Source organism: Reichenbachiella sp., assembly GCF_039944555.1.
Lineage (GTDB): Bacteria > Bacteroidota > Bacteroidia > Cytophagales > Cyclobacteriaceae > Reichenbachiella.
Window position 1 is genome coordinate 119,866 of sequence record NZ_JBDUYN010000008.1, and the last position, 22,734, is coordinate 142,599.

At 39.2% G+C, this 22,734-nt stretch carries 21 protein-coding genes; 10 read left to right on the plus strand and 11 right to left on the minus strand.

Annotated elements, in window-relative coordinates; all coding sequences use genetic code 11:
• The first annotated feature begins 471 nt into the window (after positions 1-471).
• Complete coding sequence (locus tag ABJD64_RS14355) at positions 472-2,148, plus strand: amino acid carrier protein (RefSeq protein ID WP_348182678.1); 1,677 nt, start codon at positions 472-474, stop codon at positions 2,146-2,148.
• A gap of 59 nt (positions 2,149-2,207) precedes the next feature.
• Positions 2,208-2,672 carry an OsmC family protein gene (locus tag ABJD64_RS14360; protein ID WP_348182683.1) on the plus strand — a complete coding sequence of 155 codons (465 nt, stop codon included), beginning with the start codon at positions 2,208-2,210 and terminating at the stop codon, positions 2,670-2,672.
• Between the two features lie 13 nt (positions 2,673-2,685).
• Here ABJD64_RS14360 and ABJD64_RS14365 read toward each other — a convergent pair whose 3' ends face one another.
• Positions 2,686-3,144, minus strand: coding sequence for a hypothetical protein (locus ABJD64_RS14365; protein WP_348182688.1), 459 nt, complete (start codon positions 3,142-3,144; stop codon positions 2,686-2,688).
• A 375-nt stretch (positions 3,145-3,519) separates the two neighbouring features.
• Between ABJD64_RS14365 and ABJD64_RS14370 the strand changes: the two genes are divergently transcribed.
• The gene (locus tag ABJD64_RS14370) at positions 3,520-4,005 is read left to right on the plus strand and encodes a hypothetical protein (RefSeq protein ID WP_348182692.1); all 486 of its coding nucleotides are present in this window, start codon (positions 3,520-3,522) and stop codon (positions 4,003-4,005) included.
• Positions 4,006-4,011: 6 nt separating this feature from the next.
• Here the strand turns inward: ABJD64_RS14370 and sulP are convergent, their stop codons facing one another.
• On the minus strand, positions 4,012-5,712 hold the full coding sequence (gene sulP, locus ABJD64_RS14375) for a sulfate permease (protein ID WP_348182695.1): 1,701 nt from the start codon (positions 5,710-5,712) through the stop codon (positions 4,012-4,014).
• Between the two features lie 236 nt (positions 5,713-5,948).
• Here sulP and ABJD64_RS14380 point away from each other — a divergent pair, with 236 nt between their 5' ends.
• From ABJD64_RS14380 to ABJD64_RS14410, 7 genes are all read left to right on the plus strand, one after another.
• Complete coding sequence (locus ABJD64_RS14380) at positions 5,949-6,494, plus strand: DUF177 domain-containing protein (protein WP_348182698.1); 546 nt, start codon at positions 5,949-5,951, stop codon at positions 6,492-6,494.
• A gap of 13 nt (positions 6,495-6,507) precedes the next feature.
• Positions 6,508-6,699, plus strand: a complete 192-nt coding sequence (rpmF, locus tag ABJD64_RS14385) for a 50S ribosomal protein L32 (RefSeq protein ID WP_348182700.1) — start codon at positions 6,508-6,510, stop codon at positions 6,697-6,699.
• Positions 6,700-6,894: 195 nt separating this feature from the next.
• The gene (locus ABJD64_RS14390) at positions 6,895-7,893 is read left to right on the plus strand and encodes a beta-ketoacyl-ACP synthase III (protein ID WP_348182702.1); all 999 of its coding nucleotides are present in this window, start codon (positions 6,895-6,897) and stop codon (positions 7,891-7,893) included.
• Between the two features lie 20 nt (positions 7,894-7,913).
• Positions 7,914-8,480 (plus strand): elongation factor P, encoded by a 567-nt coding sequence (efp, locus tag ABJD64_RS14395; protein WP_348182703.1) that lies wholly within the window; start codon positions 7,914-7,916, stop codon positions 8,478-8,480.
• Positions 8,481-8,657: 177 nt separating this feature from the next.
• Positions 8,658-9,143, plus strand: coding sequence for an acetyl-CoA carboxylase biotin carboxyl carrier protein (accB, locus tag ABJD64_RS14400; RefSeq protein WP_348182705.1), 486 nt, complete (start codon positions 8,658-8,660; stop codon positions 9,141-9,143).
• A gap of 29 nt (positions 9,144-9,172) precedes the next feature.
• Positions 9,173-10,522, plus strand: coding sequence for an acetyl-CoA carboxylase biotin carboxylase subunit (gene accC, locus ABJD64_RS14405; RefSeq protein ID WP_348182707.1), 1,350 nt, complete (start codon positions 9,173-9,175; stop codon positions 10,520-10,522).
• Positions 10,523-10,592: 70 nt separating this feature from the next.
• Complete coding sequence (locus ABJD64_RS14410) at positions 10,593-11,270, plus strand: DUF6089 family protein (protein ID WP_348182709.1); 678 nt, start codon at positions 10,593-10,595, stop codon at positions 11,268-11,270.
• Positions 11,271-11,302: 32 nt separating this feature from the next.
• On the opposite strand, the gene ABJD64_RS14415 is transcribed toward ABJD64_RS14410, so the two are convergent.
• The 9 genes from ABJD64_RS14415 to ABJD64_RS14455 form a co-directional block, all read right to left on the minus strand.
• Entirely contained in the window at positions 11,303-11,521 is a 219-nt protein-coding gene (locus tag ABJD64_RS14415) for a hypothetical protein (RefSeq protein ID WP_348182711.1), read from the minus strand.
• Between the two features lie 263 nt (positions 11,522-11,784).
• Positions 11,785-12,594 carry a hypothetical protein gene (locus ABJD64_RS14420; RefSeq protein WP_348182712.1) on the minus strand — a complete coding sequence of 270 codons (810 nt, stop codon included), beginning with the start codon at positions 12,592-12,594 and terminating at the stop codon, positions 11,785-11,787.
• Positions 12,595-12,606: 12 nt separating this feature from the next.
• Positions 12,607-13,407, minus strand: a complete 801-nt coding sequence (locus tag ABJD64_RS14425; protein ID WP_348182714.1) for a hypothetical protein — start codon at positions 13,405-13,407, stop codon at positions 12,607-12,609.
• Between the two features lie 78 nt (positions 13,408-13,485).
• A complete protein-coding gene (locus tag ABJD64_RS14430) occupies positions 13,486-14,526 on the minus strand; it encodes a hypothetical protein (RefSeq protein ID WP_348182716.1) in 1,041 nt (346 codons plus the stop codon).
• Positions 14,527-14,592: 66 nt separating this feature from the next.
• The gene (locus ABJD64_RS14435; RefSeq protein WP_348182718.1) at positions 14,593-15,972 is read right to left on the minus strand and encodes an ATP-binding protein; all 1,380 of its coding nucleotides are present in this window, start codon (positions 15,970-15,972) and stop codon (positions 14,593-14,595) included.
• Positions 15,962-17,341 carry a sigma-54 dependent transcriptional regulator gene (locus tag ABJD64_RS14440; protein ID WP_348182719.1) on the minus strand — a complete coding sequence of 460 codons (1,380 nt, stop codon included), beginning with the start codon at positions 17,339-17,341 and terminating at the stop codon, positions 15,962-15,964. The genes ABJD64_RS14435 and ABJD64_RS14440 overlap by 11 nt, the downstream gene beginning before the upstream one ends.
• Before the next feature lie 213 nt (positions 17,342-17,554).
• Positions 17,555-17,956 carry a T9SS type A sorting domain-containing protein gene (locus tag ABJD64_RS14445; RefSeq protein ID WP_348182721.1) on the minus strand — a complete coding sequence of 134 codons (402 nt, stop codon included), beginning with the start codon at positions 17,954-17,956 and terminating at the stop codon, positions 17,555-17,557.
• A gap of 100 nt (positions 17,957-18,056) precedes the next feature.
• Positions 18,057-20,957, minus strand: a complete 2,901-nt coding sequence (gcvP, locus tag ABJD64_RS14450) for an aminomethyl-transferring glycine dehydrogenase (RefSeq protein WP_348182723.1) — start codon at positions 20,955-20,957, stop codon at positions 18,057-18,059.
• A gap of 360 nt (positions 20,958-21,317) precedes the next feature.
• Positions 21,318-22,601 (minus strand): DEAD/DEAH box helicase, encoded by a 1,284-nt coding sequence (locus tag ABJD64_RS14455; RefSeq protein WP_348182725.1) that lies wholly within the window; start codon positions 22,599-22,601, stop codon positions 21,318-21,320.
• Positions 22,602-22,734 lie beyond the last annotated feature (133 nt).

Here is a 22,734-nt window from a genome sequence, read left to right on the forward strand (position 1 = left end):
CTCACCATTACATTGTTCATTTGACATTTGTCAGATAAAGTGAGGTTTTAACTGATTTTGCGGCTCATTCGTTACAGGTGAAGCTAGTGAGAACCTCCTAATTGCGTCAGTTAGGAGGTCTTTTTATGTAGCCCCTATTGATCTGCTTTTTTGTCGGATTGAACCAAGCGCGCGAAAACCATAATAAGCCCCTGGCAAACAGACGCTATTAGTATGAGGTACATGTAATCTTCAAAGGACATAAAATCGGTAATTTCTATCAAAAGGACTGGAATGGTCAAAACCACTACTGCAGGATCAATTTTATTGATGAATTGACAAATCAAGACATTAACCCTATTTCGCCCATTCTCCAAGCACGAACAGATAGGAACATACCATTGACATAATAAACTCCTGCTCAGTTTTATTCCTTGTCAGTTTTTATATTTTTGTCGGTTACAACTAAATAAAAATATTTAACCCTGGCTTATGCAGCAACTCAACGATTTTTTGCTCCTTATTGATAGTTTTATTGGAAGCGCCATTTGGTTTCCTTATGCTTTACTCGGCACCGGGCTATTTTTTACCATCTATTTGAAATTTCCTCAAATCAGGTTTTTTGGTTTTGCTATCAAAATAGTAAAGGGCAAATTCGATAAATCAGATGACGAAGGGGATACCTCGCATTTTCAAGCCCTTGCTACGGCATTGTCAGGTACAGTAGGAACAGGAAACATAGCCGGCGTCGCCTTTGCTATCCACATTGGAGGTCCTCCGGCACTTTTTTGGATGCTTATGACTGCAGCCGTAGGTATGTGTACCAAATTTGTGGAAGTCACGCTTTCTCACAAGTACAGGGAAAAAGCTGCAGATGGTACTATGGCGGGTGGCCCAATGTACTTTATGAAAAACAAAATGAATATGAAATGGCTGGCAGTTGCTTTTGCAATAGCTACAGTTCTATCCTCTTTTGGTACAGGTAGCTTGCCACAAGTAAACAGTATTTCTAATTCCCTTAATGCAACATTTGGTATTGACCACATCGTAACTGGGGCTGTTTTGGCAGTTTTGTTGGCCTTTGTTACCATAGGAGGAATCAAAAGAATCGCGGCCGTTACGGAAAAGTTAGTGCCTGGAATGGCCATTATATATTTCATCGGCGCCTTTGCAGTCATATTATATAACCTCGACAACATTGGTCCATCCATAGTTTCAATCTTCGCAGACTTATTCACTGGTTCAGCCGCATCCGGCGGGTTTATTGGAGCATCCATCGCTTATGCATTTAATCGTGGCGTAAATAGAGGTTTATTTTCAAACGAAGCCGGGCAAGGTAGTGCACCTATTGCTCACGCATCAGCAAAAGGCCATGAGCCGGTATCGGAGGGCATGGTTGCCATATTAGAGCCATTCATAGACACCATCGTTATCTGTACGGTGACCGGGCTGGTACTTCTATCTTCTGGTGTTTGGAATCAAAAGCATGTAAATGACTTTCAGGTTTCTGACATGAGTATTGTAGTAGGTAGCGGATATTCTGATTCAACTGACGATGGCATCGCTCAACTCTACGGACATATCTCTGGAGAAAAACCACTTTCCGTATTCTCAGGAGATCTCGACATCCAAAACGGTCTTATAAAAAATGACGTAACAGTTCTCCATGCAAGATCTTTGGCAGAGAACGTGACCATTACCAAAGACGGACAACCATTCAACGGCCTAGTCAATATTGCCGATGGTAAACCGAGTGATCTGAATGTAACATTCACAGGTAAGTCTTTAGTGCATAGTGCGCCGTTAACTACTATCGCCTTCACAAAAGGCTTCTTTGGTGACTGGGGACAGTATATTGTGTCCATCGGCTTGCTATTATTTGCCTTCAGTACCGCCATCTCATGGTCCTACTATGGAGACAGAGCTATGACATTTTTATTAGGTAGTAGTTCCGTCAAATATTATAGGATGGTTTATGTTGTAGCATTCTTTTTTGCTGCTTTCACGGATACTACCATAATCTGGACATTGTCTGCTATTACAATAGCTGTCATGACATTGCCTAACCTGTTTGGCCTGCTATATCTAAGAAAGGACATGAAAACCACACTTGATGAATTCTGGGTAAACTTCAAAAAGGAATACCCTGACGAAAAAACACCGCAATAACTTATTAGTAGAAAGCCCTGTGAAATTCGCAGGGCTTTTTACTTACCATAAATTACCGCATGAGCAAAACACATAACTATAATAGTAAACTTGTTTGGACCGGCAACTTGGGGAATGGAACAAGCGATTATCAATCATATGACAGGTCTTTTGATCTGCATAGTGACGGCAAGCCTGTAATTGCCGGCACGTCCGATCCTGCTTTTAGAGGAGACCCCTCAAAGTATAACCCGGAAGAGCTCTTTCTCTTTTCAATCAGCAGCTGTCACATGCTCTGGTATCTTCATCTTTGTTCAGTGCATGATATTGTTGTGACCGACTACAACGATGAGGCTATAGGAACTATGGCAGAAGAAAATGATGGCAGCGGTAAGTTTATTGAAGTAGTCCTACGCCCCTCAGTTAGAATCACTGATTCCTCCAAAAAGGAATTGGCCTTGCAGTTACACCACAAGGCCAATCAGATGTGCTTCATTGCCAACTCATGTAATTTTGAGATTAAACACGAAGCACGAATCCACTAAATTCCAAAATCAGCTATCTCTTTGCAGTAATCAAGTCCCAGGTAAAAGTATTTACCTCGACAGGCTCACTGTCATATATATTGTCAAAAATTTCTTCTACTACCACGAAGCTTGCTTGATTATGCTCATTTTCATAACCCAGCATAAAAAACTCCCAAACCTCTCCGTCCAATTCTATATCAAGCTCGTACACCGAGAGAATATCTAAGTCATTACCAAACTTCTCAATAAATTTCTTGGCGGTCTCCTCATCTACTACATTGGCTTTGCTATGCCATAGTTCACCAGACTTCACAAATGCCTTAACGCTTAGCGTGCCACCATATTTGTGGTGATGAGGATGCTGGATCACAATAAAATGATCAAAATCCTCTAACTCAGGTTCACTTCTGAACTTACCTGAATAAAACTGAGCATTCGCGCTCAGTGCCAAAATCAGACTCAGAGATAAAAAAGTGATTAAGCGTTTCATTATTTAAGATAGTTTTGGTTGCCTTGTTCAAATCTCAAAATGTATTTAGCTGGCTTCCTGATTCAAAACAGTACATTTTCACTATCTATTGATAATCGTATCGATGAATGACTCGGAATTTTCGATGGGAATTTTAGACATATTAGAATAGTACAATTTGCTATTAACATGTGACAAAATCACCTTACAACCGCACTTATCATCGAGTTCGCCTAAAAGATCACATCGATCCAACCATAACTAAACTCGCTGTGTCTTGGTATAAACCTTTAATGTACAAGTCATGAGACCAACGTATGTAAGAATTAGACTTATGAGTGTCTGATTATAGTTATAGCGGTTCCATATGACATATAAAAAACAAATTACAAACAGATGAAAATAATAACTTACCTTGTCTTGTCTGCGGTCGTTTTATCCTCTTGCGGCAGTCAAAGTCCTGTGCCAAGCGAATTAAATCAAGACTCTTCAAATAGCGAGTACATTATCTTCGGTCATTTCTACGGATTCTGTGGAGGAGAAGAGTGCATTGAAATTTTCAAAGTGACCAATGATGCGTTGTTCGAAGACACTAATGATTTCTATCCCAATAGCGACAATGTTTATGACGCCGAATTTATCCAACTCGATCAATCTAAATTTAACAAATTGAAAAGTCTGGATTTTGTAATACCAGATCGATTGTTTGACGAAACTGAAATTATAATCGGGGCACCCGATGCAGCAGACGGAGGTGGAATTTACCTTCAATTGTCAGACGGACGCTACTGGCTTTTGGATATGAGTTTGACGTATCTTCCGGAATACCTACACCCATTACGTGAACAAATCAGATTGACCATAGAAAAAATTAATGAATAGACCTAGCTACTTGGCGTTAGTCTGATAAGCCAATTTCTTCTTGTCTGAACGATCCATGATAGCATCATCAATGCAATCATGGATACGTTCCAGCCCGATCTTGTGCGACAGACCAGATTTGAACAATTTGTCTCTTACCGGCCCTATAATGTTGACCATATGAAATTGGATCTCACGATCACTCAAGGTTCTAACAATATCCTCCAGACCATCGAGCCCACTGGAATCCACATCACTAATACTTTGCGCATCCAGGATCAATTTCTTCATTGCCGGCTTTCTTTTTACCAGGTCTTCAATTTTAGATTTCAATGAGCCAATATTTGCAAAAAACAGTCTGGCATCAAATCTGAGAATGCTAACCTTAGCATCATCAATCGCGGAATCAAAACGGTCCAGGTTTCTGAAATATATGGTTCCTTCCACTCTACCCAGAACCGCCATGTGTGGTGTAGATGTTTTATAAACCAGAACGAGCAAGGAAAGCAATATTCCAACACCAATACCCCATTCGATGCCTAATACAAGCGTCCCTAAAAAAGAGGATAACAGCATAGCAAAATCATATTTATCGTTATTCCAGAGATTTTGTGCGATTCGAAAATCGATAAGTCCTAATACAGCCACAAAAATAATGGCCCCAAGTAGTGCCTCAGGCAAGTAATGAAAAACAGGCATAAGAAAAAGTAAAGTGACTATGACAATCATAACAGATATCAAAGCAGCTACTCCTGTCTGTGCTCCCGCACCTTCGTTTACTGCAGAGCGACTAAATCCTGCCGTTGCCGGAAATGACCTAAAAAAAGAACCAACCACATTTCCCAGACCTATCCCTATCAATTCGCGATTTGGATCAATTTCATATTCAGTCTTGTGCTTTGATTGGAGACGCTGGCCAATTGAATAAATCTCAACGAACCCCATTAAGGCTAGAGTAAATGCCAACGGTAGTATTTCTTTAATGGGTAATGCGTTGAATTCAGGAATCGCAAAAACAGGAAATCCACTTGGCATAGCACCAACCAAATCAATCCCAATCTGATCAAAATGAAAAATGTATGATAGCAAAACACCGGCAATCACCACTAGAAGGCTCGTTGGTGCTTTTGGAACCCATTTTTTCCCTGCAATTAGAATGAGTAAAGCGCTTAATGCCAATAGCAAAGTAGACCCATGAACAGCATTCAGATTTGAAATATAAAATGCAAATTCAGTAAAAACACCGGTCGCTGATACAGGATCTATCTTAAGAAGATATTTAATCTGTTTAATCGAAATAATTACAGCCGCGGCAAAGGTGAATCCAAGAATTACTGGCTTAGATAAGAAATTTGCAATAAATCCCAATCGAAGAAAACCCATAGCCAATTGAATAGCCCCTACTACCAAAGTAAGTGACACTACAACTATAATATATTGTTCAGTTCCAACATTGGCTATTGTGCTAACTCCAGCAAACAGTATCAAAGAGTCCATAGCAACAGGCCCAACAGATACATGCCTTGAAGAGCCAAAAAAAGTATAAAGGATTGAAGGAAAGATGGCGGTGTACAAACCATATACAGGCGGGAGGCCTGCAATCATGGCATAAGCCATGCCCTGAGGTATTAGCATAACTCCAACTACAAGTCCGGCGGCAAGGTCCTGTCTAAACTTTACTCCCGTGTATGACTTCAGAGAATTGATAAAAGGAAACACTTTCTCCATTTACATTTTGAGGGTTAATTGGGGACAAAGGTAAGTTTTTCGAACTGCAAACCATGTAACCTCAATTGGCCATTTAAAGAAATTTAATGTTGATTCGGCCCATTCAATCCAAAATATTTAATGTTTCCGATATAAAATATTCAGAGCGCCATAAATCCTTTCAAAATTCTAGCTAAGATTTTAATTATTAACAATATATATCTAAATTTGCGCACTCATTTCCTATACAAGGAAAAATGAAAGAAAACAGACAATACAAAATCGACATTTACGGACTCAAATTAGGGGTTCATGAATTTGATTTTGTGTTTGACAAAAAGCTCTTTGAAAATGTTGAAGATAGTGTGATTGAGTCAGGTCATGGGCAATGCACCATTGTACTGGACAAAAAAGAAACACTGATTTCAATCGATTTTAAAATCATTGGGGTGATTGAATTGATTTGCGACAGAAGTCTGGAGTCATTCGATTATCCAATAGAGATTAAAGATAACTTGATCGTGAAATACGGTGAGGAGTTCGATGATAGTAGAGATGATCTTTTGATTATACCTAATACTCAGGAGAGTATAAATGTAGAATCAAATATTTACGAGTATCTAACACTTGCGGTACCAATGAAAAAGGTTCACCCTGATTTTCAGGATGAGGAGGAAGATGAGGAAGAGCAAATAGCATTAGTTTATTCATCACAAGATGAAGAGACTGACAACGAAGAAGACAATGATGTAGTGGACCCAAGATGGGCCGCACTAAAGAATATTAAAGATTTAAAGAAATAAAAATAAAAGAAAGATGGCACATCCTAAGCGGAAAATATCAAAGCAGAGAAGGGATAAAAGAAGAACACACTACAAGTGTGAAGCAAAAACTTATGTAGTTTGCCCTACTACTGGTGAAGCCCATTTACCACACAGAGCCTACTGGCACGAAGGCAAGCTTTACTATAAAGGTAAAGTGGTGATTGAAAAAGAAGTATTAGCTTAATATTTCTTTTGAATTTCTATAAAATAAACGAAGTCTGCTTTTCAAGCAGACTTTCTGTGTTTTATATCAGTTATGCACGCATACTATTTTGATCGCCAAAACAAGCTATCAAAAGTCAATTAATTCATTAAATTGCCAACGTTTTTTGGCGACTCGTCGAATAGCAAGACCAGTTCAAAAGTATAAATACTTCAAATGACTAAAATAAGAGCAGCAATAACGGGTGTTCATGGTTATGTCCCTGATTATGTATTAACTAATAAGGAATTAGAAACCATGGTAGAAACCAGTGACGACTGGATTACATCACGTACCGGCATCAAAGAAAGAAGAATTCTAAAGGGTGATGGTCAAGGTACCTCAGTTATTGGCATCGAATCTTCTAAGGCACTATTGGAAAAGACCAATACTGATCCTAAGGACATCGACCTTATCATTTGTGCAACAGTCACTCCGGACATGCCATTTCCTGCTACGGCCAATCTCATCGCAGACGAAATCGGCGCAATCAATTCTTTCAGTTATGATATGTCTGCTGCTTGCTCGGGTTTCTTATATGCCCTAACCACCGGATCTCAGTTTATCGAAACTGGTAAATACAAAAAAGTGCTGGTGATTGGAGCAGATAAAATGTCCTCCATCATCAATTATAAAGATAGAACTACTTGCATCATTTTTGGGGATGGCGGTGGTTCCGTACTACTCGAACCTACGGAAGAAGAGGTTGGCGTAATGGATTCTATTCTAAGATCAGATGGATCAGGAGCTCAATACTTGCAAATGCCAGGCGGAGGTAGTCGTATGCCAGCTACGGTTGAATCGGTAGAGGCCAATAAACACTACGCCATGCAAGAAGGATCGGCAGTATTCAAGTTTGCGGTAACTAACATGGCTGACGTAGCTGCTGAGATCATGGAAAAAAACAGCTTGTCTGGTGATGATATATCATGGCTTGTTCCGCATCAAGCCAACAAGAGAATTATAGATGCTACTGCTCGCAGAATGGGAGTTGAAGAAGACAAGGTCATGCTCAATATTGAAAAATATGGCAATACGACAAGTGGAACACTCCCGCTTTGTCTTTGGGACTATGAGAAACAACTAAAAAAAGGTGATAATGTAATTCTTGCCGCCTTCGGAGGTGGGTTCACTTGGGGCTCCATCTATTTGAAATGGGCATACGATTCTAAATAACAACATAAAAAAGCAACAAAATGGCTTCAACCGCTGACTTTAAAAATGGGATGTGCATTGAATATAATCATGGATTGTATTTCATCATCGAATTTCAGCACGTAAAACCAGGTAAAGGTCCTGCCTTTGTCAGAACAAAACTTAAAAACGTCAAAACAGGAAAGGTGATAGACAACACTTTTACCTCAGGACATAAGGTCAACACCGCTCGTATTGAGAGAAGAAATTATCAGTTTCTTTATAAAGACGATATGGGCTACAACTTCATGGATAGCAGCACCTATGAGCAAATCAGCATCCAAGAAGAACTCATAGATGCACCCCAATTCCTGAAAGATGGACAAGAGGTGGAGGTTATCTTTCACGCCGAGGAAGAAATGATCTTGGGCTGCGAACTACCCAATCATGTTATTATGGAAATCACCTATACGGAGCCGGGGTTAAAAGGTGACACCGCTACCAATGCTTCGAAACCAGCAACCACAGAAACAGGAGCCACGATTCAAGTTCCGCTTTTTGTCAACGAAGGAGACATCGTGAAAGTTGATAGCAAAACAGGAAATTATGTAGAAAGAGTAAAGAAGTAATCCTTACTCTTTTTTATAGAGATCACCAAGTTTTTATATCAAGTGATTCTCTTTAATTTTGAACATTGAAATAAACTAGAGGATGCCAATCCTTTTAAACATCACTAACTAATTAATCACGTTTGCAAAATGTTCGCATTTTTCAGACTAGCTTAACAACGAATAAACACTTAGCAGATGAAGGTAAAAGAAATCAGAGATTTGATAGACTTCTTATCAAGTTCAGGACTTGAAGAAGTAAATATAGAAACTGACGAATTTAAGATAAAAATCAAAAGGAGCAACGAGGCTCAGGTAGTTGAAAGAATGGTAGCAGCTGCACCTGCACCACAAGCTGCACCTGTAGCAGCAGCTCCGGCCGCTGCACCTGCGCCAGCAGCAACTCCAGCTGAAATCGCTACCGACAGCGCTCCTGCTGGCAACTACGTAGAAATCAAATCACCAATGATTGGAACGTTCTACAGGTCGGCTAATCCTGAATCACCGGCATTTGTAAACGTTGGAGACAAGATATCAGCAGGATCTACGGTATGTATTGTAGAGGCCATGAAACTTTTCAACGAAATTGAATCTGAAGTATCAGGTACAATAGTAAAAGTATTGATAGATGATTCTCAACCAGTTGAATACGACCAACCATTATTCTTGGTTGATCCGTCTTAATTGATTTTTATAAGTTAAAGACTAACCACGTGTTTAAGAAAATATTAATTGCTAATAGAGGCGAGATCGCTCTTAGAATCATCCGTACTTGCCGTGAGATGGGTATAAGTACAGTAGCAGTCTATTCCTCAGCTGATAAGGAAAGTTTGCATGTGAAATTTGCTGATGAGGCTGTCTGCATCGGTCCCGCACCGAGTAAAGACTCCTACCTTAATATGAAGGCAATTATCTCCGCTGCGGAGATTACCAATGCCGATGCAATACATCCTGGATTTGGTTTCCTCTCAGAAAATGCTGAGTTCTCGAAAATCTGCGAAGAATACAACATCAAATTTATTGGTGCCAGCGAAGAGATGATCAACAAAATGGGAGACAAGGCCAGTGCCAAGGACACCATGAAAAAAGCGGGAGTTCCGACCATTCCTGGTTCAGACGGACTTCTCGATTCTGTTGCAGAAGGAAAAAAGATTGCCAAAAAGATAAAATATCCAGTAATACTGAAGGCTACCGCCGGTGGAGGTGGTCGTGGAATGAGGATTGTAAAAGAGGAAAGTCAATTTCAAAAAGCCTGGGATGACGCTCGACAAGAATCTAAAGCTGCTTTTGGAAACGATGGCATGTATTTGGAGAAGTACATAGAAGACCCTCGCCACGTTGAAATTCAGATCGTAGGAGACAATAGAGGCAAGGCTTGTCATCTGTCAGAGAGAGATTGTTCTATCCAGAGAAGACATCAAAAACTGACCGAAGAGACACCATGTCCAGCCACGGTCATGAATGATAAGCTTCGTAATAAAATGGGTGAGGCAGCTATCAAAGGTGCTGAGGCTATCAAATACGAAGGTGCCGGCACAGTAGAGTTCTTGTTGGACAAGCACGGTGATTTCTATTTCATGGAAATGAACACCAGAATTCAGGTTGAGCATCCAATTACGGAAGAAGTGACTGATTTTGACTTAATCAAAGAACAAATCAAAGTTGCAGCCGGTATAAAAATTTCAGGAAAGAATTACTTCCCTCAACTACACGCTATTGAATGTAGGATAAATGCGGAAGACCCAGCAAAGGATTTTCGTCCGTCTCCTGGTAAAATCACGCATTTGCACATGCCGGGCGGGCATGGTGTACGTGTGGATAGCCATGTTTATGCGGGCTATACGATTCCACCTAACTATGACTCAATGATTGCAAAATTGATCGTCTCTGCTCAGACAAGAGAAGAAGCGTTGGTTAGAATGAAGAGGGCTTTGAGTGAATTTGTCATTGAAGGCGTAAAAACAACCATTCCTTTCCATATAAAACTGATGGATGACGAAAATTTCAAATCAGGCCAATTTACCACGGCTTTCATGGAAACTTTTGATCTGACTGATTTGTAATTATTTAATTCGAAATACAATATTTACTTTAGTAACCACGCTATTCTCATGGCGTGGTTATTTTTTTAATATGCGATACACAAACTTCCTTTTTATAGTTGTAGCTCTTGTCTTGCCAGAGGTCGAATGCTTGGCTCAGGATTCATTGCAACGAAAGAAAAAAGAAATTCACTTTGGACTTGGACCGGCATCATATAGTGGTGATTTAGGTAATGCTTATTCCAGCAGTTCTCTAATGGTGAATTTTGGTCTGAAATTAAACAAGGAAAAGAAACTTAACGGAAATATCAAAGTATCGATAGGTAGGGTTACTGGCCAGGAACTAGATTACACAACTACCGACAACAGTGGAGCCGTTGCCACACCAAATACATTTTTTAAAAGCACTTTTTTTGGTCTCAATTACGAAGTTCAATATAATCTGATTGATAAAGACAAAATAAAAGTTTACCTCTCTCAAGGTATTGGGTTCTTTCGTTTCGAACCACAGGATCAATCCGGACAAAGCTTGGTTGATCAAACTGATACGCGACCATTAGGGGAAACATACCGAAACCTGACTATTCAATTACCCGCTCAGATAGGTGCCAAATATTACCTCTCAAATGATTTTGGAGTAGGTATTCAGGTTGGATTTGTGAACCCTATCACAGATCACCTTGATAATCTAGGAGTTTGGGGCAATAAAAATGGCAATGACAACATATTGTCTATTCAGTTTCAAATTCACGTGCCGATTTCGTTCTAAAGTGGCATTTAAACTGATTTGCTTATAAGACTTCAAACATCCTGATTTAAGCCATTTTTCATCTTATCGGGAAAGAGTGAAAAGATAAGCAAGAGTATTCCTACTCCGCTCAATAAACCTATAATAAATGCTCCCAGTACCCCATTACGTAATACGATACCATCTAATAGCTCCATATTAAAAATCAGAAATATCCCAATTCCTAAAAGTCCGATAGAAACTAAAAGCATTTGTTTTCGATATTTATTCATACTCTGAACAATTTTAATATCACTAACCAAGGAACACATACAATCATTTTATTCCTTTGAGAATCACCTAATACAAAAAACAGAAATGTCACAATGAAAACATTCCTAAAGGAACTTTTTTTGGACAGTAATGATATTCATTTCAGAAATCAGCAATTATGTCTAAATGATAGATTCATAATATACACCTATTCCATCACAAGGGGCATGAAAATGCATTCAAAGTAAACCTGAACTGCTCTTTTGCTAATAAATATTTTAATTTATCTACCCATCGCCTGCATGTTGATCTGTTGCTGCTTGTATCCGTCAGGTATTGTAAATTCGTCGTCAGAAATAGATTGTTCGGTTAGTGATTCTACAATATTTTCATTTGCAGCTCTACCTTCCTTATAAGAAATGGTTTTAACTGGTATTCCGTCTTTTAATATTGGACTATTTTCATCAAAACTTAGTTGAGAAAAAGAGCCACCTGTTGGCAAGAGCGCCACCACTTCTTGTAAGTTTTCTTTGAAGTAATTCATCATTTTTTTCATTACCTCAAATTTATCCTGATCGACACCGAGTGTTTGATAAGAAGCTATATTCATTTGAAACAGTTTGTTATCCTCACTAAGTCCATCATAACCGGTCGTTTTCCAGGAGCCAATTTTATCGTTTTTGCCGTTTGTTTTGTAAGTCATCATATCACCTCCGGGGTTCAAAATTTTATCAAACCTCTGTTTTTGATCAGCCGGCATTTGAGCAGCAAATTGCTGCATCATTTTGGCCATCATTTTGATTTGCTCTTTGAGCTGCAGCAATGTAGGCTTATCAAACTGATAGTATTCCTTTTTTTTATTGTCAATAAAGGTAAATATCTCCGTGTTCGCGTCGAAGATGATTGAACTATTGTCAGCCCCTGAATTTTTCACTAACATCCGGCTGGAAGTTAGATAGATTTCAGAAGTGGAAATACTTCCATTCTCTAACGTTTTGGTTTTTGATAGAATAAATATTCCATCCCCTGCCCATGCTGAAAAACATAAAAAGAAGGTCATTCCAACTAGGAGTAATTTTTTCGATGCAATCATTTTAATAATTTTTTAGTCGTTGTAATTCACTGATTCAAACGAAGTAAATGCTTCTTTTGGCACTTCATTAAATACTTTTATTTCGGATAATTGTCCCTTTCCTCGATTACCTGACAGCAGAATGTTACCATATTTCTGATAGTCGTCCCACGGCGTAATAAAATCTGGGTGTGGGTTTTCAGAAGACTCATAAAAGGCCCATTGGGTTACTAAATTACTCTCTTCATCTACCCAAACCTGATAAACATTGTCTGGTGTATCTCCTACATTTTCGAACGTCAACTGAAGGACAAATGACCCCTGCCCAGTCTGGGTGGTGTCATTCCCCACATAAAATAAAGAAACGCCCGAATCCTTTAATTTGTATGGCATCACCAGCCAATACGAATCATTTATCCAAATACTTTTTGCTTTCTTCAAATAGCTTGCCAAAGAATCAGTATTGCTGATTTCCTGAGTACCTACCAGAGCTCGGCCGTTTAAACTGTGAATGTTCACCAACAGTTTTTCGTCTCTATCCAAATACTCAATTCGGACGTCACCGGTAAACTTATCCCAGAGCAGCTGACGCCTTCCAAAAAAGGTCCAGCCAATATACCTGGTCTCATCCCAAGCTTTTCTGCCACCCATAGCCGTCATTACCTTATCCGCAATTACTACTGCTTCGGGATCCGACTCTTGATAGTTAAATCCATCCATTGGAAGATTTACATCTGTGATCTCAACAACTGTTTCGTCATCTTCCGTATCACTTTTTTTTGATTGACAAGATACCAAAACCAAGCCTAATAGGGCTATCAGTATATTTTTCATTTGTTTATAGTTTATGTTTAGTGTCAGCGATTCTCTGCTGGGATCGGCCCATCGAAGCGGGAACTTTTCCATAGTGAATTAAAAATTGTATAGGTCTGTTTTTTTGAACACCATCCACAAGCTCATTTTAACTATCTCTCCCATATTCTTACAATCCATAAACTTAGGTTCATGATAAAAATCAGCTAGGTCTTTTTTAAGTGACAGTACATTTTTAGGGAATGATATTGTATCAGCGATCATGGCACGCATCAAATCTACCACCCGATATCTCGCCACTCTCAACCGATTGGCGATCAATGATCTTTCTTCTTTTTGATACTGCCGTACTGTCTCGGGAGTCATATGCTTAAGACCCATATTGATCAGTGCATTATTTTGTTTAAAATATTGTGGAAGGTATATATTTTTCCGGCCTTCATAAGACTGTTGATCAAAGTCTATCGCTTTCAATCTATAAGAGATTTGCTCAAAATCCGGAATAATATTCACTACAAAGTTACTTGAATGCATATCTCCGAGCAGTACAACAAAACATCGTTCGTTGAATTTTACAAACTCCTTAGCCAATCTAATTTCATTGAGATTCTTGTCTTTCAGATATTCCTTAATGAACTGGTCTCCCGGTATTCCTGCAATGTGTTCCTCTATCAAGGTATTTTTGTGCACCACATAGTTAATCCGATTCGGCGACAATAAGTGCTCAAGCTCCAATCCATATATCCTTGAAGCATCCGCGTTTTTGATATAGAAGTAATCAAAATTATCATTGATTAGATTCACAATTCTTACCCTAAAGGGTTTAGTATTCCCATACTGACAAATGTCTACCCGTTCTACCATGAGATGATCCATTACACTCACATCACCATCTGCTTTGATTTCAGAATAGATTTGCTTGAGGTCATGATGGATCATAGCCATGTCGGACTGAGGGTAAAAGACAGTTTCCCAGAGGGTATCCACTCCTTTATTATCGTACAGAGGAATAGAATTGTCATACCTCAGCAGCGATTCATACTCTATAGGCACAGCAATTGTCCTCTTGTACTTATGCAAGTACGATCTTAGCTGTTGGCTAATTTTAAACGGAATCTTTTTCTTGCTTATTATGGCCATTAGAAGGTATTCTTACCACTAATATAATTAGGGTAAATGCTTACTTGCTGATAAGATCGAAATATTTTACCGCGGAAATGTGAGTGTAAATTCGGTACCCTCATTGACTACCGATTGAACTGATATGTTGCCATTGTGCTTCCGCATGATCTGCTTTGAAAGACTTAATCCAATCCCGGAACCAGATTTTTTAGTCGTAAAAAATGGAATAAATACCTTTTTAAGTGCTTCTTCATCTATTCCTGTACCGTTATCTTTAATTTTTACTAAAATTCTTTCGTCACTTTCGACTACGGTGCAAATGCTAATTTCTTTGGGTTTGTCCAATTCTTCATTTTCTCCCATTGCCTGGATCGCGTTTTTGATCAAATTAATCAGCACCTGCTCAACCTGTTCCTTATCGGCTCGAATCATTAGATGTTCGGGCTCAATATTCAAATTCACATTGATTTCATTCTGTTCAATATCAAATCGAAGTAAACTCAAAATTGGCCTGATCAAATCACAAATCAGTAAATCTTCGTGATTGGGAATGGGAATTCTTGTCAAATTTCTGAAGTCGCTTACAAATTTTATCAATCCTTCGCTGCGCTTATGAATGGTATGAAGAGCCATGTGAAAATCTTCAAGGTCGTCTTTGGAAATATTCTCAATCTTGAAATCCTTTGAGTTAATTTGACTTTCCAATTCTGACTCTACTGTTGCCGCCAATGAAGAAATCGGTGTCACAGAATTCATAATTTCATGGGTCAATACCCGAATCAGATTTTGCCAAGCGTCCATTTCTTTCTCTTCCAATTCACTTTTGATGTTTTGAATTGAAATGAGCTTGAATTCCTCATCTCTTCGCATCAGTTCGATGGCATAAATGGCCAATTGAACATCCTCCCCTTTCTTTTCGATCTTCATCAAATCCCGCCCTCCGGTTTTAAGCTCCATTAGACTATCCACCAGCTCTTTACTAACGCTTTTCAACTGTTTGACATTCTTGATTAGATCTACCCCCAAAAGTGACTTGGCTGTTGAATTAATGATTTGAATTTCACCAGTTTTATCAAAGGTTATGATACCAATACCAACATGCTGTACGATTGTCCTTAAGTATTGATGCTGAGCTTCTTTTTCAGCTCTAATTTCACGAAATTTCTTGATTACGTTATTAAACTGATGATATAGAGCATCCATTGAAGTGCCCGTTTTTTTAGTTGTGTAGGTGTGCGTAAAATCATCGTATTTTATAGAATTGAGAAAACCAGCCAGCTCCTTGTTGGTTTTATCCAAATACTTAATCAATACATAGATTTCATAGACCAGTAATCCTGCTACCAGCACCTTAGTCAACGAATAGGATTCACCGTAAAAGAGATCAATCAACAGCATACAAGTACAAAAAATAAGAATGACTCGTACAATCAGATTGATCTTGAAATTATTGTTATAGGCCATGCTTTTCCAGTCGACGGTAAAGTGATGCTCTGGTCAGTCCCAATTCCTTTGCAGCTTTTGATATGTTACCATCGTGACGATCGATAGCCTTTTTAATGACATTTCTCTCTACTTCATCCAAATTGAAGGTATCGGTTTCGCTGTCCGATTGCCCTTCGGGTTTATGATTCAGAAAGAAAAAATCTTCGGGAGATAATGTAGATTCGTCACTCATTATTACCGCACGCTCTATAGCATGTTGCAATTCTCTAATATTTCCCGGCCAGTGATATTTTTGCAACTTCTTTAGTGTAGTTGCTCCAATCTTCTTTCCACTTTTTCTGTATTTAGAGCTATAAATTTTCACAAAATGCTCTGCTAAAAGTGGAATATCATCCAATCTTTCTCTTAGTGCAGGCAAATGTATTTCTACCGTGTTTATTCTATACAATAAATCTTGCCTGAAGGTACTTTCCTCCACCATATCGTAAATCGGCATATTAGTAGCACAGATTAGGCGAATATCTATATTGACTGGCTTATTCGCCCCAATTTTTGTAACCTGTCTGTTCTGGATTACAGTGAGCAGCTTGGACTGTAGCGGCATACTAAGGTTGCCAATCTCGTCCAAAAATAAAGTCCCTTTATTAGCCACTTCAAATCTTCCCGTTCTATCTTCTTTAGCATCAGTAAATGAGCCCTTTTTGTGACCAAATAGTTCACTTTCAAAAAGAGTTTCAGTGATGGCACCCATATCTACTCCTACAAATACATTGTCCTTGCGAAGAGATTGTGTATGAATGGCTCGAGAAATCAGCTCCTTTCCAGTACCATTCTCCCCTAGGATCAGTACGTTGGCATCGGTTTCGGCTACCTTCTCTATGATCTTGAATACATCCTTGATGACTTGGCTTTCGCCTATAATTTCTTTGAAAGGTTGGTTAATCTCTTCTTCGAGCTGTTTTTTTGCGCTTTTTAATTGATCAACTTCCTTGTAGGATTTTTTCAATTTAACAGCCGTATTGAGTGTGGCCAAAAGCTTCTCGTTTTGCCAAGGCTTCAGTACAAAATCAGTAGCCCCTTCTTTGAGAGCCCGAACTGCCATCTCAACATCTCCAAAAGCTGTAATGAGAATTACGACAGCCTTAGGATCACGTTCTAGTATCTGCTCAAGCCAATAGAAACCTTCTTTGCCACTGGTGATATCTTTGCTGAAATTCATATCAAGCAAAATGACGTCATACGTGTCGTTGTTCATCAAGAAGGGAATCTTCTTGGGATTCTTTTCGATGATCACATTTTTGGCATGTTTCTTTAACAGCATCTTGGCTGCAAATAGTACATCTTCATCATCATCAATAATCAGTATGTTTCCTAGTTCTTTATCCACGGTTTTTTATTTATTAAAATCTTGTTACTCAGAATATGTGCCAAATATGAAAATGTATGATTCTTTCTATTAAAGCCCTTTTTACATTAAAGGCAAATCAGGAAACGCTCCATATTGAACAAAAAACTGTATCAATATCGGACACAATATAATGAAAAAAATGACGGCATTGGATGCTTGTTGCACTCGATGTGGAGTCGAATCGATAAATGCTTACAGATTTATTTTTTTTGTCAGGTTTTGTTTACCTGATTTTACTTTGATTACAAAAATCTTGGACTTGATTTCGTCGAATTGATACTCTAATTCAGATTCTTTAGCTTGTTTGACACTTTCTTTCAATATTAAATTGCCAATGACATCATAAATTTTAATGTCAAGATAATCCGAAGGTTGATTGATAAATTTAACCTTGAAAGCATTTTCCCCAACAGGAGATAGCTCATATTCCAGAGGTTTAGTGACCAACTTGTTATTGTAATTAAGGGTGCTTTCTGGTGGACGTGAAAAAGTCAAAGCCGACTTCTCTTCATTAGCAACAACTGCTTCCTGGCCAATAAGCAGCGAAGAACAGATCAGCACTATTAGAGCAAAGAGAAGTAAAGGTTTGTTCATTGGTCGAATTTTACAAAAAAATCAAGCCAAAACCTTGCCAAGCTAGGCTTTAACCTGATCTATTAATGATAAATTTTAAAGTTCGGTTGTCTGAGGCTTACTAAGCTTCTACAACTTCTTCAAATTCCTCCACAGGTATACAGCTACAGAAAAGATGTCTGTCTCCATAAGCATTGTCTACGCGACCAACAGAAGGCCAGAATTTATTCCTTCGTAAGTAATCCAGTGGATAGGCTGCCTCAGATCTTGAGTATCCATGATTCCACTCATCTGCTAAAACTGAGTCCGCAGTATGCGGAGCATTCTTCAGCACATTGTCATTAGCATCCATAGCACCGCTCTCTACTGCTTCTATCTCTTCTCTTATTTGCAACAACGCATCACAGAATCTGTCAAGTTCTTCTTTCGTCTCACTTTCTGTTGGCTCAATCATTAGAGTACCGGCCACAGGAAAGGAAACGGTAGGTGCATGGAACCCATAATCCATCAACCTTTTAGCGATATCTTCTACTTCAACACCGAATGATTTAAACGCTCGACAATCAACGATCATTTCATGTGCACAACGTCCATTTGTCCCTGTATAAAGAATTGGGAATCTGGTTTCTAATCTGGCCTTAATATAATTGGCATTTAAAATAGCCATTCTCGTAGCATTCAACAGACCATCTGCTCCCATCATAGCCACATATCCATAAGATATTGGCAAGACACCTGCGCTACCAAATGGAGCAGCCGAAATCGATGAAATAGCCTTTCCGTTATCAATATCGATTAAAGGACTACCCGGAAGGTAAGGAGCCAAATGCTCTGCCACACCGATAGGTCCGATGCCTGGTCCTCCACCACCATGTGGAATAGCAAACGTCTTATGCAGGTTCAAATGACAAACATCAGCTCCAATATGGCCAGGGCTGGTCAAGCCTACCTGTGCATTCATGTTGGCGCCATCCATGTACACCTGTCCTCCGTTTTGATGAATGACATCACAAATTTCGATAACACTTTCCTCGAATACACCATGTGTAGATGGGTAAGTGATCATAAGCGAGGATAAGGTATCCTTATATTCTTCCGCTTTTGCTCTCAAATCAGCAATATCAATATTTCCTCTTTCGTCACACTTTACAATCACCACTTTATTACCAGCCATTACAGCACTTGCCGGATTGGTTCCATGGGCTGATGACGGGATTAGAGTAACATCTCTATGACCCTCTCCTTTGTCCTCTTGATAAGCTTTAATAACTAAAAGACCAGCATATTCTCCCTGTGCCCCAGAGTTGGGTTGTAAAGATGTAGTATAAAAACCTGTAATCTCCGACAGCCATTCTGTAAGATTTGTAATCAGTTCTCTATATCCTGCGGTCTGATCTACAGGCGCAAATGGATGCATCAAGGCAAATTCTGGCCACGTGATTGGAATCATTTCAGAGGTCGCATTCAGCTTCATCGTACACGACCCTAATGAAATCATAGAGTGTGCCAGGGACAAATCCTTATTTTCCAGTCTTTTCAGGTACCTCAGCATTTCATGCTCTGATTGATATTTCTGATAAACCGGGTGTTCGAGAAATTTTGAGGTTCTTTCGAATTCACTATTGAATTTAATCTCTACCTGATTGGCAGCTTCAAGTACCTCCGATTTGTCTATTACCTTATTTCCAAGTTTGCTAAAGATCGAAACTAATTCTACCAGCTCTGCTACGGTATGGGTTTCATCGAAAGCAATACCAATAGACCCAGCGTTGTAGTAATTGAAATTTATTCCGAAAGCCTCAGCCTCCTTTTTAATCTTTTCTTTAAGTGAATCGTCAGCTTTAATCTTTAGTGTGTCAAAATAGACTTTGTTTGATTGCTCAAATCCCATCTCAGACAAATACTTGCTTGCCAATTGAGCCAGACCATGGATTCTAGAGGCAATTCTTTTCAATCCTTTTGGCCCATGATAGACAGCATAAGCCCCGGCTATCACACCCAACAACACCTGAGCCGTACAAATGTTAGAGGTCGCTTTCTCTCTTCTAATATGCTGCTCGCGAGTTTGAAGAGCCATTCTGTAGGCTTTGTTGCCGTGGCTATCCTGTGAGACACCTATTATTCTTCCTGGTATTTGTCTTTTGTAGTCTTCGCGCGTAGCAAAAAATCCGGCGTGTGGTCCTCCAAATCCCATTGGGACACCAAATCTTTGAGTAGTTCCAATCACCACATCTGCACCCATTTCTCCGGGAGGAGTCAAAAGAACAAGGCTCATTAAGTCTGCCGCAGCAGTAATAAATACCTGATTTTCCTGGGCTGTCGCAAATAATTGACGATAATTTTCAACACTACCTTCAGCATTTGGGTATTGAACAATCAAACCAAAATATTCTGATGCAGCAATGTCAATATTTTCATATTTATCAACGACCAACTCTATGCCCAATGGCAATGCGCGAGTTTTTAGTACATCCAATGTCTGAGGAAATATTCTCTCATCTACAAAGTACTTGGTAGCTGCTTTCTTTTCTTTTTTTCTTAGCGAAAACTGCATTGACATCGCTTCGGCGGCTGCGGTCGCTTCATCCAGCAGAGACGCATTGGCAATCTCCATTCCGGTAAGGTCTGACACCATCGTCTGAAAGTTCACTAATGCTTCCAACCTTCCCTGCGCAATCTCTGCCTGATATGGCGTATAGGCGGTATACCATCCAGGATTTTCAAGTATGTTTCTCTGGATAACTGCAGGAGTCACACAGTTATAATAGCCCAGCCCAATAAAGGACTTAAACACTTTATTTTTGGAGGCCATTTCTTTGACAGAACGAACATAACTGAATTCGTCCAATGCCTCCGGAATATTTAGGGCAGCTCTTTTTCTGATATTCTCTGGAACCGTCTGATCGATTAATTCATCCACGGAATCAACACCAATGGTGTCTAACATTTGCGAAATATCATCTCTGGATGGGCCGTTGTGCCTTTGCTGAAAGTGGGTGCGCTCGTTAAGATTTGCTATCATTTTGGATTTGGAGTTTACATCTAGTCAAACAAACAAATTTTACTTCGAAAATTTGCGCAAATCTAATCTGAATTAGGCAAAAAAAGACGAACTAATTAGCTTAAAATGATACTTAATTGGCTTACAAAAATGATATGATATTGATGAAGGTTGAAGTGAGGTGAGATCGATACTTGTGGGATTAGGTACCGATGTACCTATTCCCCACAAGATCTTTTCAACCAGCTATGGAAAGAAAGACTTTTTAATCCATCTTTCTGTAGCAATTATAACCTCTTTCTTTATTCTGGTAAATTAAATTCTATGAATCGAAATATTTTTTCGACGAATCAGTCAATTTCTTAGACGAATGAAACGAGATCATCGCTTCCTCTTTTTGGTATTTTTTGATTTCTGACTTTTCTTGTCATGAAATGCACCTTGGTAAGTAGGATCTAGTTTCTTTTTGCGGTAATCAATTTCCCTAAGTTGTTCTTGTTGCTCAACAAAAGGTGTCTTCTCCACGACAATTTTGGCTGGAATAGATTGAACATCTATTTTCTTATCAATCAACTTTTCAATCTGCTGTACATGAAACTCTTCGGCTTGATTGGCAAAGGTAATAGCCACACCCACATTCATCGCTCTTCCAGTCCTTCCAATTCTGTGAACATAGTCTTCATAGATCAGCGGGACATCAAAATTTATCACGTGAGAAACCATGCTCACATCTAATCCCCGAGCAGCTACATCAGTAGCAACAAGAATTTTAATTTCTCCTTTCTTAAAGGCGTCAATTGAATTAAGTCTGGTGTTTTGTGCCTTATTTCCATGAATTACTTTTACAGACTTGGTTACTTTTCGTTCTATGAACTTGAATATGTTGTCCGCATTCGTTTTGGTCTTCACGAAAATAATTACTCTGACGAACTCCTCCTGATCCAGAAGGTAGTCCAGCATGTTAATCTTGGATTTGAAATTTGGTACCAGATATAAGTGCTGAGTAATGGTATCGACGGTTGAAGACTGCGGTGTCACCTCTACTTTCTCAGGAAACTCTAAAAACTCAGCTGATAGGTTTTCAACTATAGCAGACATGGTGGCCGAAAAAAGAAGATTTTGACGTTTGACTGGAATGACCTCCAAAATCTGCCTGATCTGTGGCATGAACCCCATATCCATCATCTTATCCGCTTCGTCGATCACAAGGGTCTTAATTTGTTTGGTATGGAAAGCTCTTTTTCTATACAAGTCCATAAATCTACCGGGTGTCGCCACCAAAATATCTATGCCTTCAGCCAACTTCTCCTCCTGCACTTTCATACCTGTACCACCATACACGGCCGTAAATCTCAAATCTACATATGTACAGTACTTATTGATGTTTTCATTGATCTGTATTGCCAGTTCCCGGGTTGGTGCCAAGATCAACGCTCTGGGGTCATTGGTCTGAGCATATTTCAATTTCATTAGAAGGGGTAGAACAAAGGCGGCCGTCTTACCGGTACCGGTCTGCGCAATGCCCATGATGTCATGACCAGCCAAAACCAAGGGTATCGCTTTCTGCTGAATAGGCGTTGGTGTTTCATAACCAGCCTCCTCTACAGCATTGAGAATTTGTTTATTGAGCTTAAAATCTGAGAAATTTTCTATGTTATTCGCCATCGATAGCAATTAGATGCCAGAGCCAGTTAATTTTGCATGCAAGTTATGAAATAACATGGAATCCTTAAGTCAATTACGCAAATCGCTGGAATTGATACTGGCAAGAACTAAAGTCCAAATACCTTAAGAATCC

Excerpts from the sequence above, each read along its gene's own strand:
- ABJD64_RS14355 (WP_348182678.1), top strand. The coding sequence starts at position 472 with ATGCAGCAACTCAACGATTTTTTGCTCCTTATTGATAGTTTTATTGGA.
- ABJD64_RS14360 (WP_348182683.1), top strand. The coding sequence starts at position 2,208 with ATGAGCAAAACACATAACTATAATAGTAAACTTGTTTGGACCGGCAAC.
- ABJD64_RS14365 (WP_348182688.1), bottom strand. The coding sequence starts at position 3,144 with ATGAAACGCTTAATCACTTTTTTATCTCTGAGTCTGATTTTGGCACTG.
- ABJD64_RS14370 (WP_348182692.1), top strand. The coding sequence starts at position 3,520 with ATGAAAATAATAACTTACCTTGTCTTGTCTGCGGTCGTTTTATCCTCT.
- sulP (WP_348182695.1), bottom strand. The coding sequence starts at position 5,712 with ATGGAGAAAGTGTTTCCTTTTATCAATTCTCTGAAGTCATACACGGGA.
- ABJD64_RS14380 (WP_348182698.1), top strand. The coding sequence starts at position 5,949 with ATGAAAGAAAACAGACAATACAAAATCGACATTTACGGACTCAAATTA.
- rpmF (WP_348182700.1), top strand. The coding sequence starts at position 6,508 with ATGGCACATCCTAAGCGGAAAATATCAAAGCAGAGAAGGGATAAAAGA.
- ABJD64_RS14390 (WP_348182702.1), top strand. The coding sequence starts at position 6,895 with ATGACTAAAATAAGAGCAGCAATAACGGGTGTTCATGGTTATGTCCCT.
- efp (WP_348182703.1), top strand. The coding sequence starts at position 7,914 with ATGGCTTCAACCGCTGACTTTAAAAATGGGATGTGCATTGAATATAAT.
- accB (WP_348182705.1), top strand. The coding sequence starts at position 8,658 with ATGAAGGTAAAAGAAATCAGAGATTTGATAGACTTCTTATCAAGTTCA.
- ABJD64_RS14410 (WP_348182709.1), top strand. The coding sequence starts at position 10,593 with ATGCGATACACAAACTTCCTTTTTATAGTTGTAGCTCTTGTCTTGCCA.
- ABJD64_RS14415 (WP_348182711.1), bottom strand. The coding sequence starts at position 11,521 with ATGAATAAATATCGAAAACAAATGCTTTTAGTTTCTATCGGACTTTTA.
- ABJD64_RS14420 (WP_348182712.1), bottom strand. The coding sequence starts at position 12,594 with ATGATTGCATCGAAAAAATTACTCCTAGTTGGAATGACCTTCTTTTTA.
- ABJD64_RS14425 (WP_348182714.1), bottom strand. The coding sequence starts at position 13,407 with ATGAAAAATATACTGATAGCCCTATTAGGCTTGGTTTTGGTATCTTGT.
- ABJD64_RS14430 (WP_348182716.1), bottom strand. The coding sequence starts at position 14,526 with ATGGCCATAATAAGCAAGAAAAAGATTCCGTTTAAAATTAGCCAACAG.
- ABJD64_RS14435 (WP_348182718.1), bottom strand. The coding sequence starts at position 15,972 with ATGGCCTATAACAATAATTTCAAGATCAATCTGATTGTACGAGTCATT.
- ABJD64_RS14445 (WP_348182721.1), bottom strand. The coding sequence starts at position 17,956 with ATGAACAAACCTTTACTTCTCTTTGCTCTAATAGTGCTGATCTGTTCT.
- gcvP (WP_348182723.1), bottom strand. The coding sequence starts at position 20,957 with ATGATAGCAAATCTTAACGAGCGCACCCACTTTCAGCAAAGGCACAAC.
- ABJD64_RS14455 (WP_348182725.1), bottom strand. The coding sequence starts at position 22,601 with ATGGCGAATAACATAGAAAATTTCTCAGATTTTAAGCTCAATAAACAA.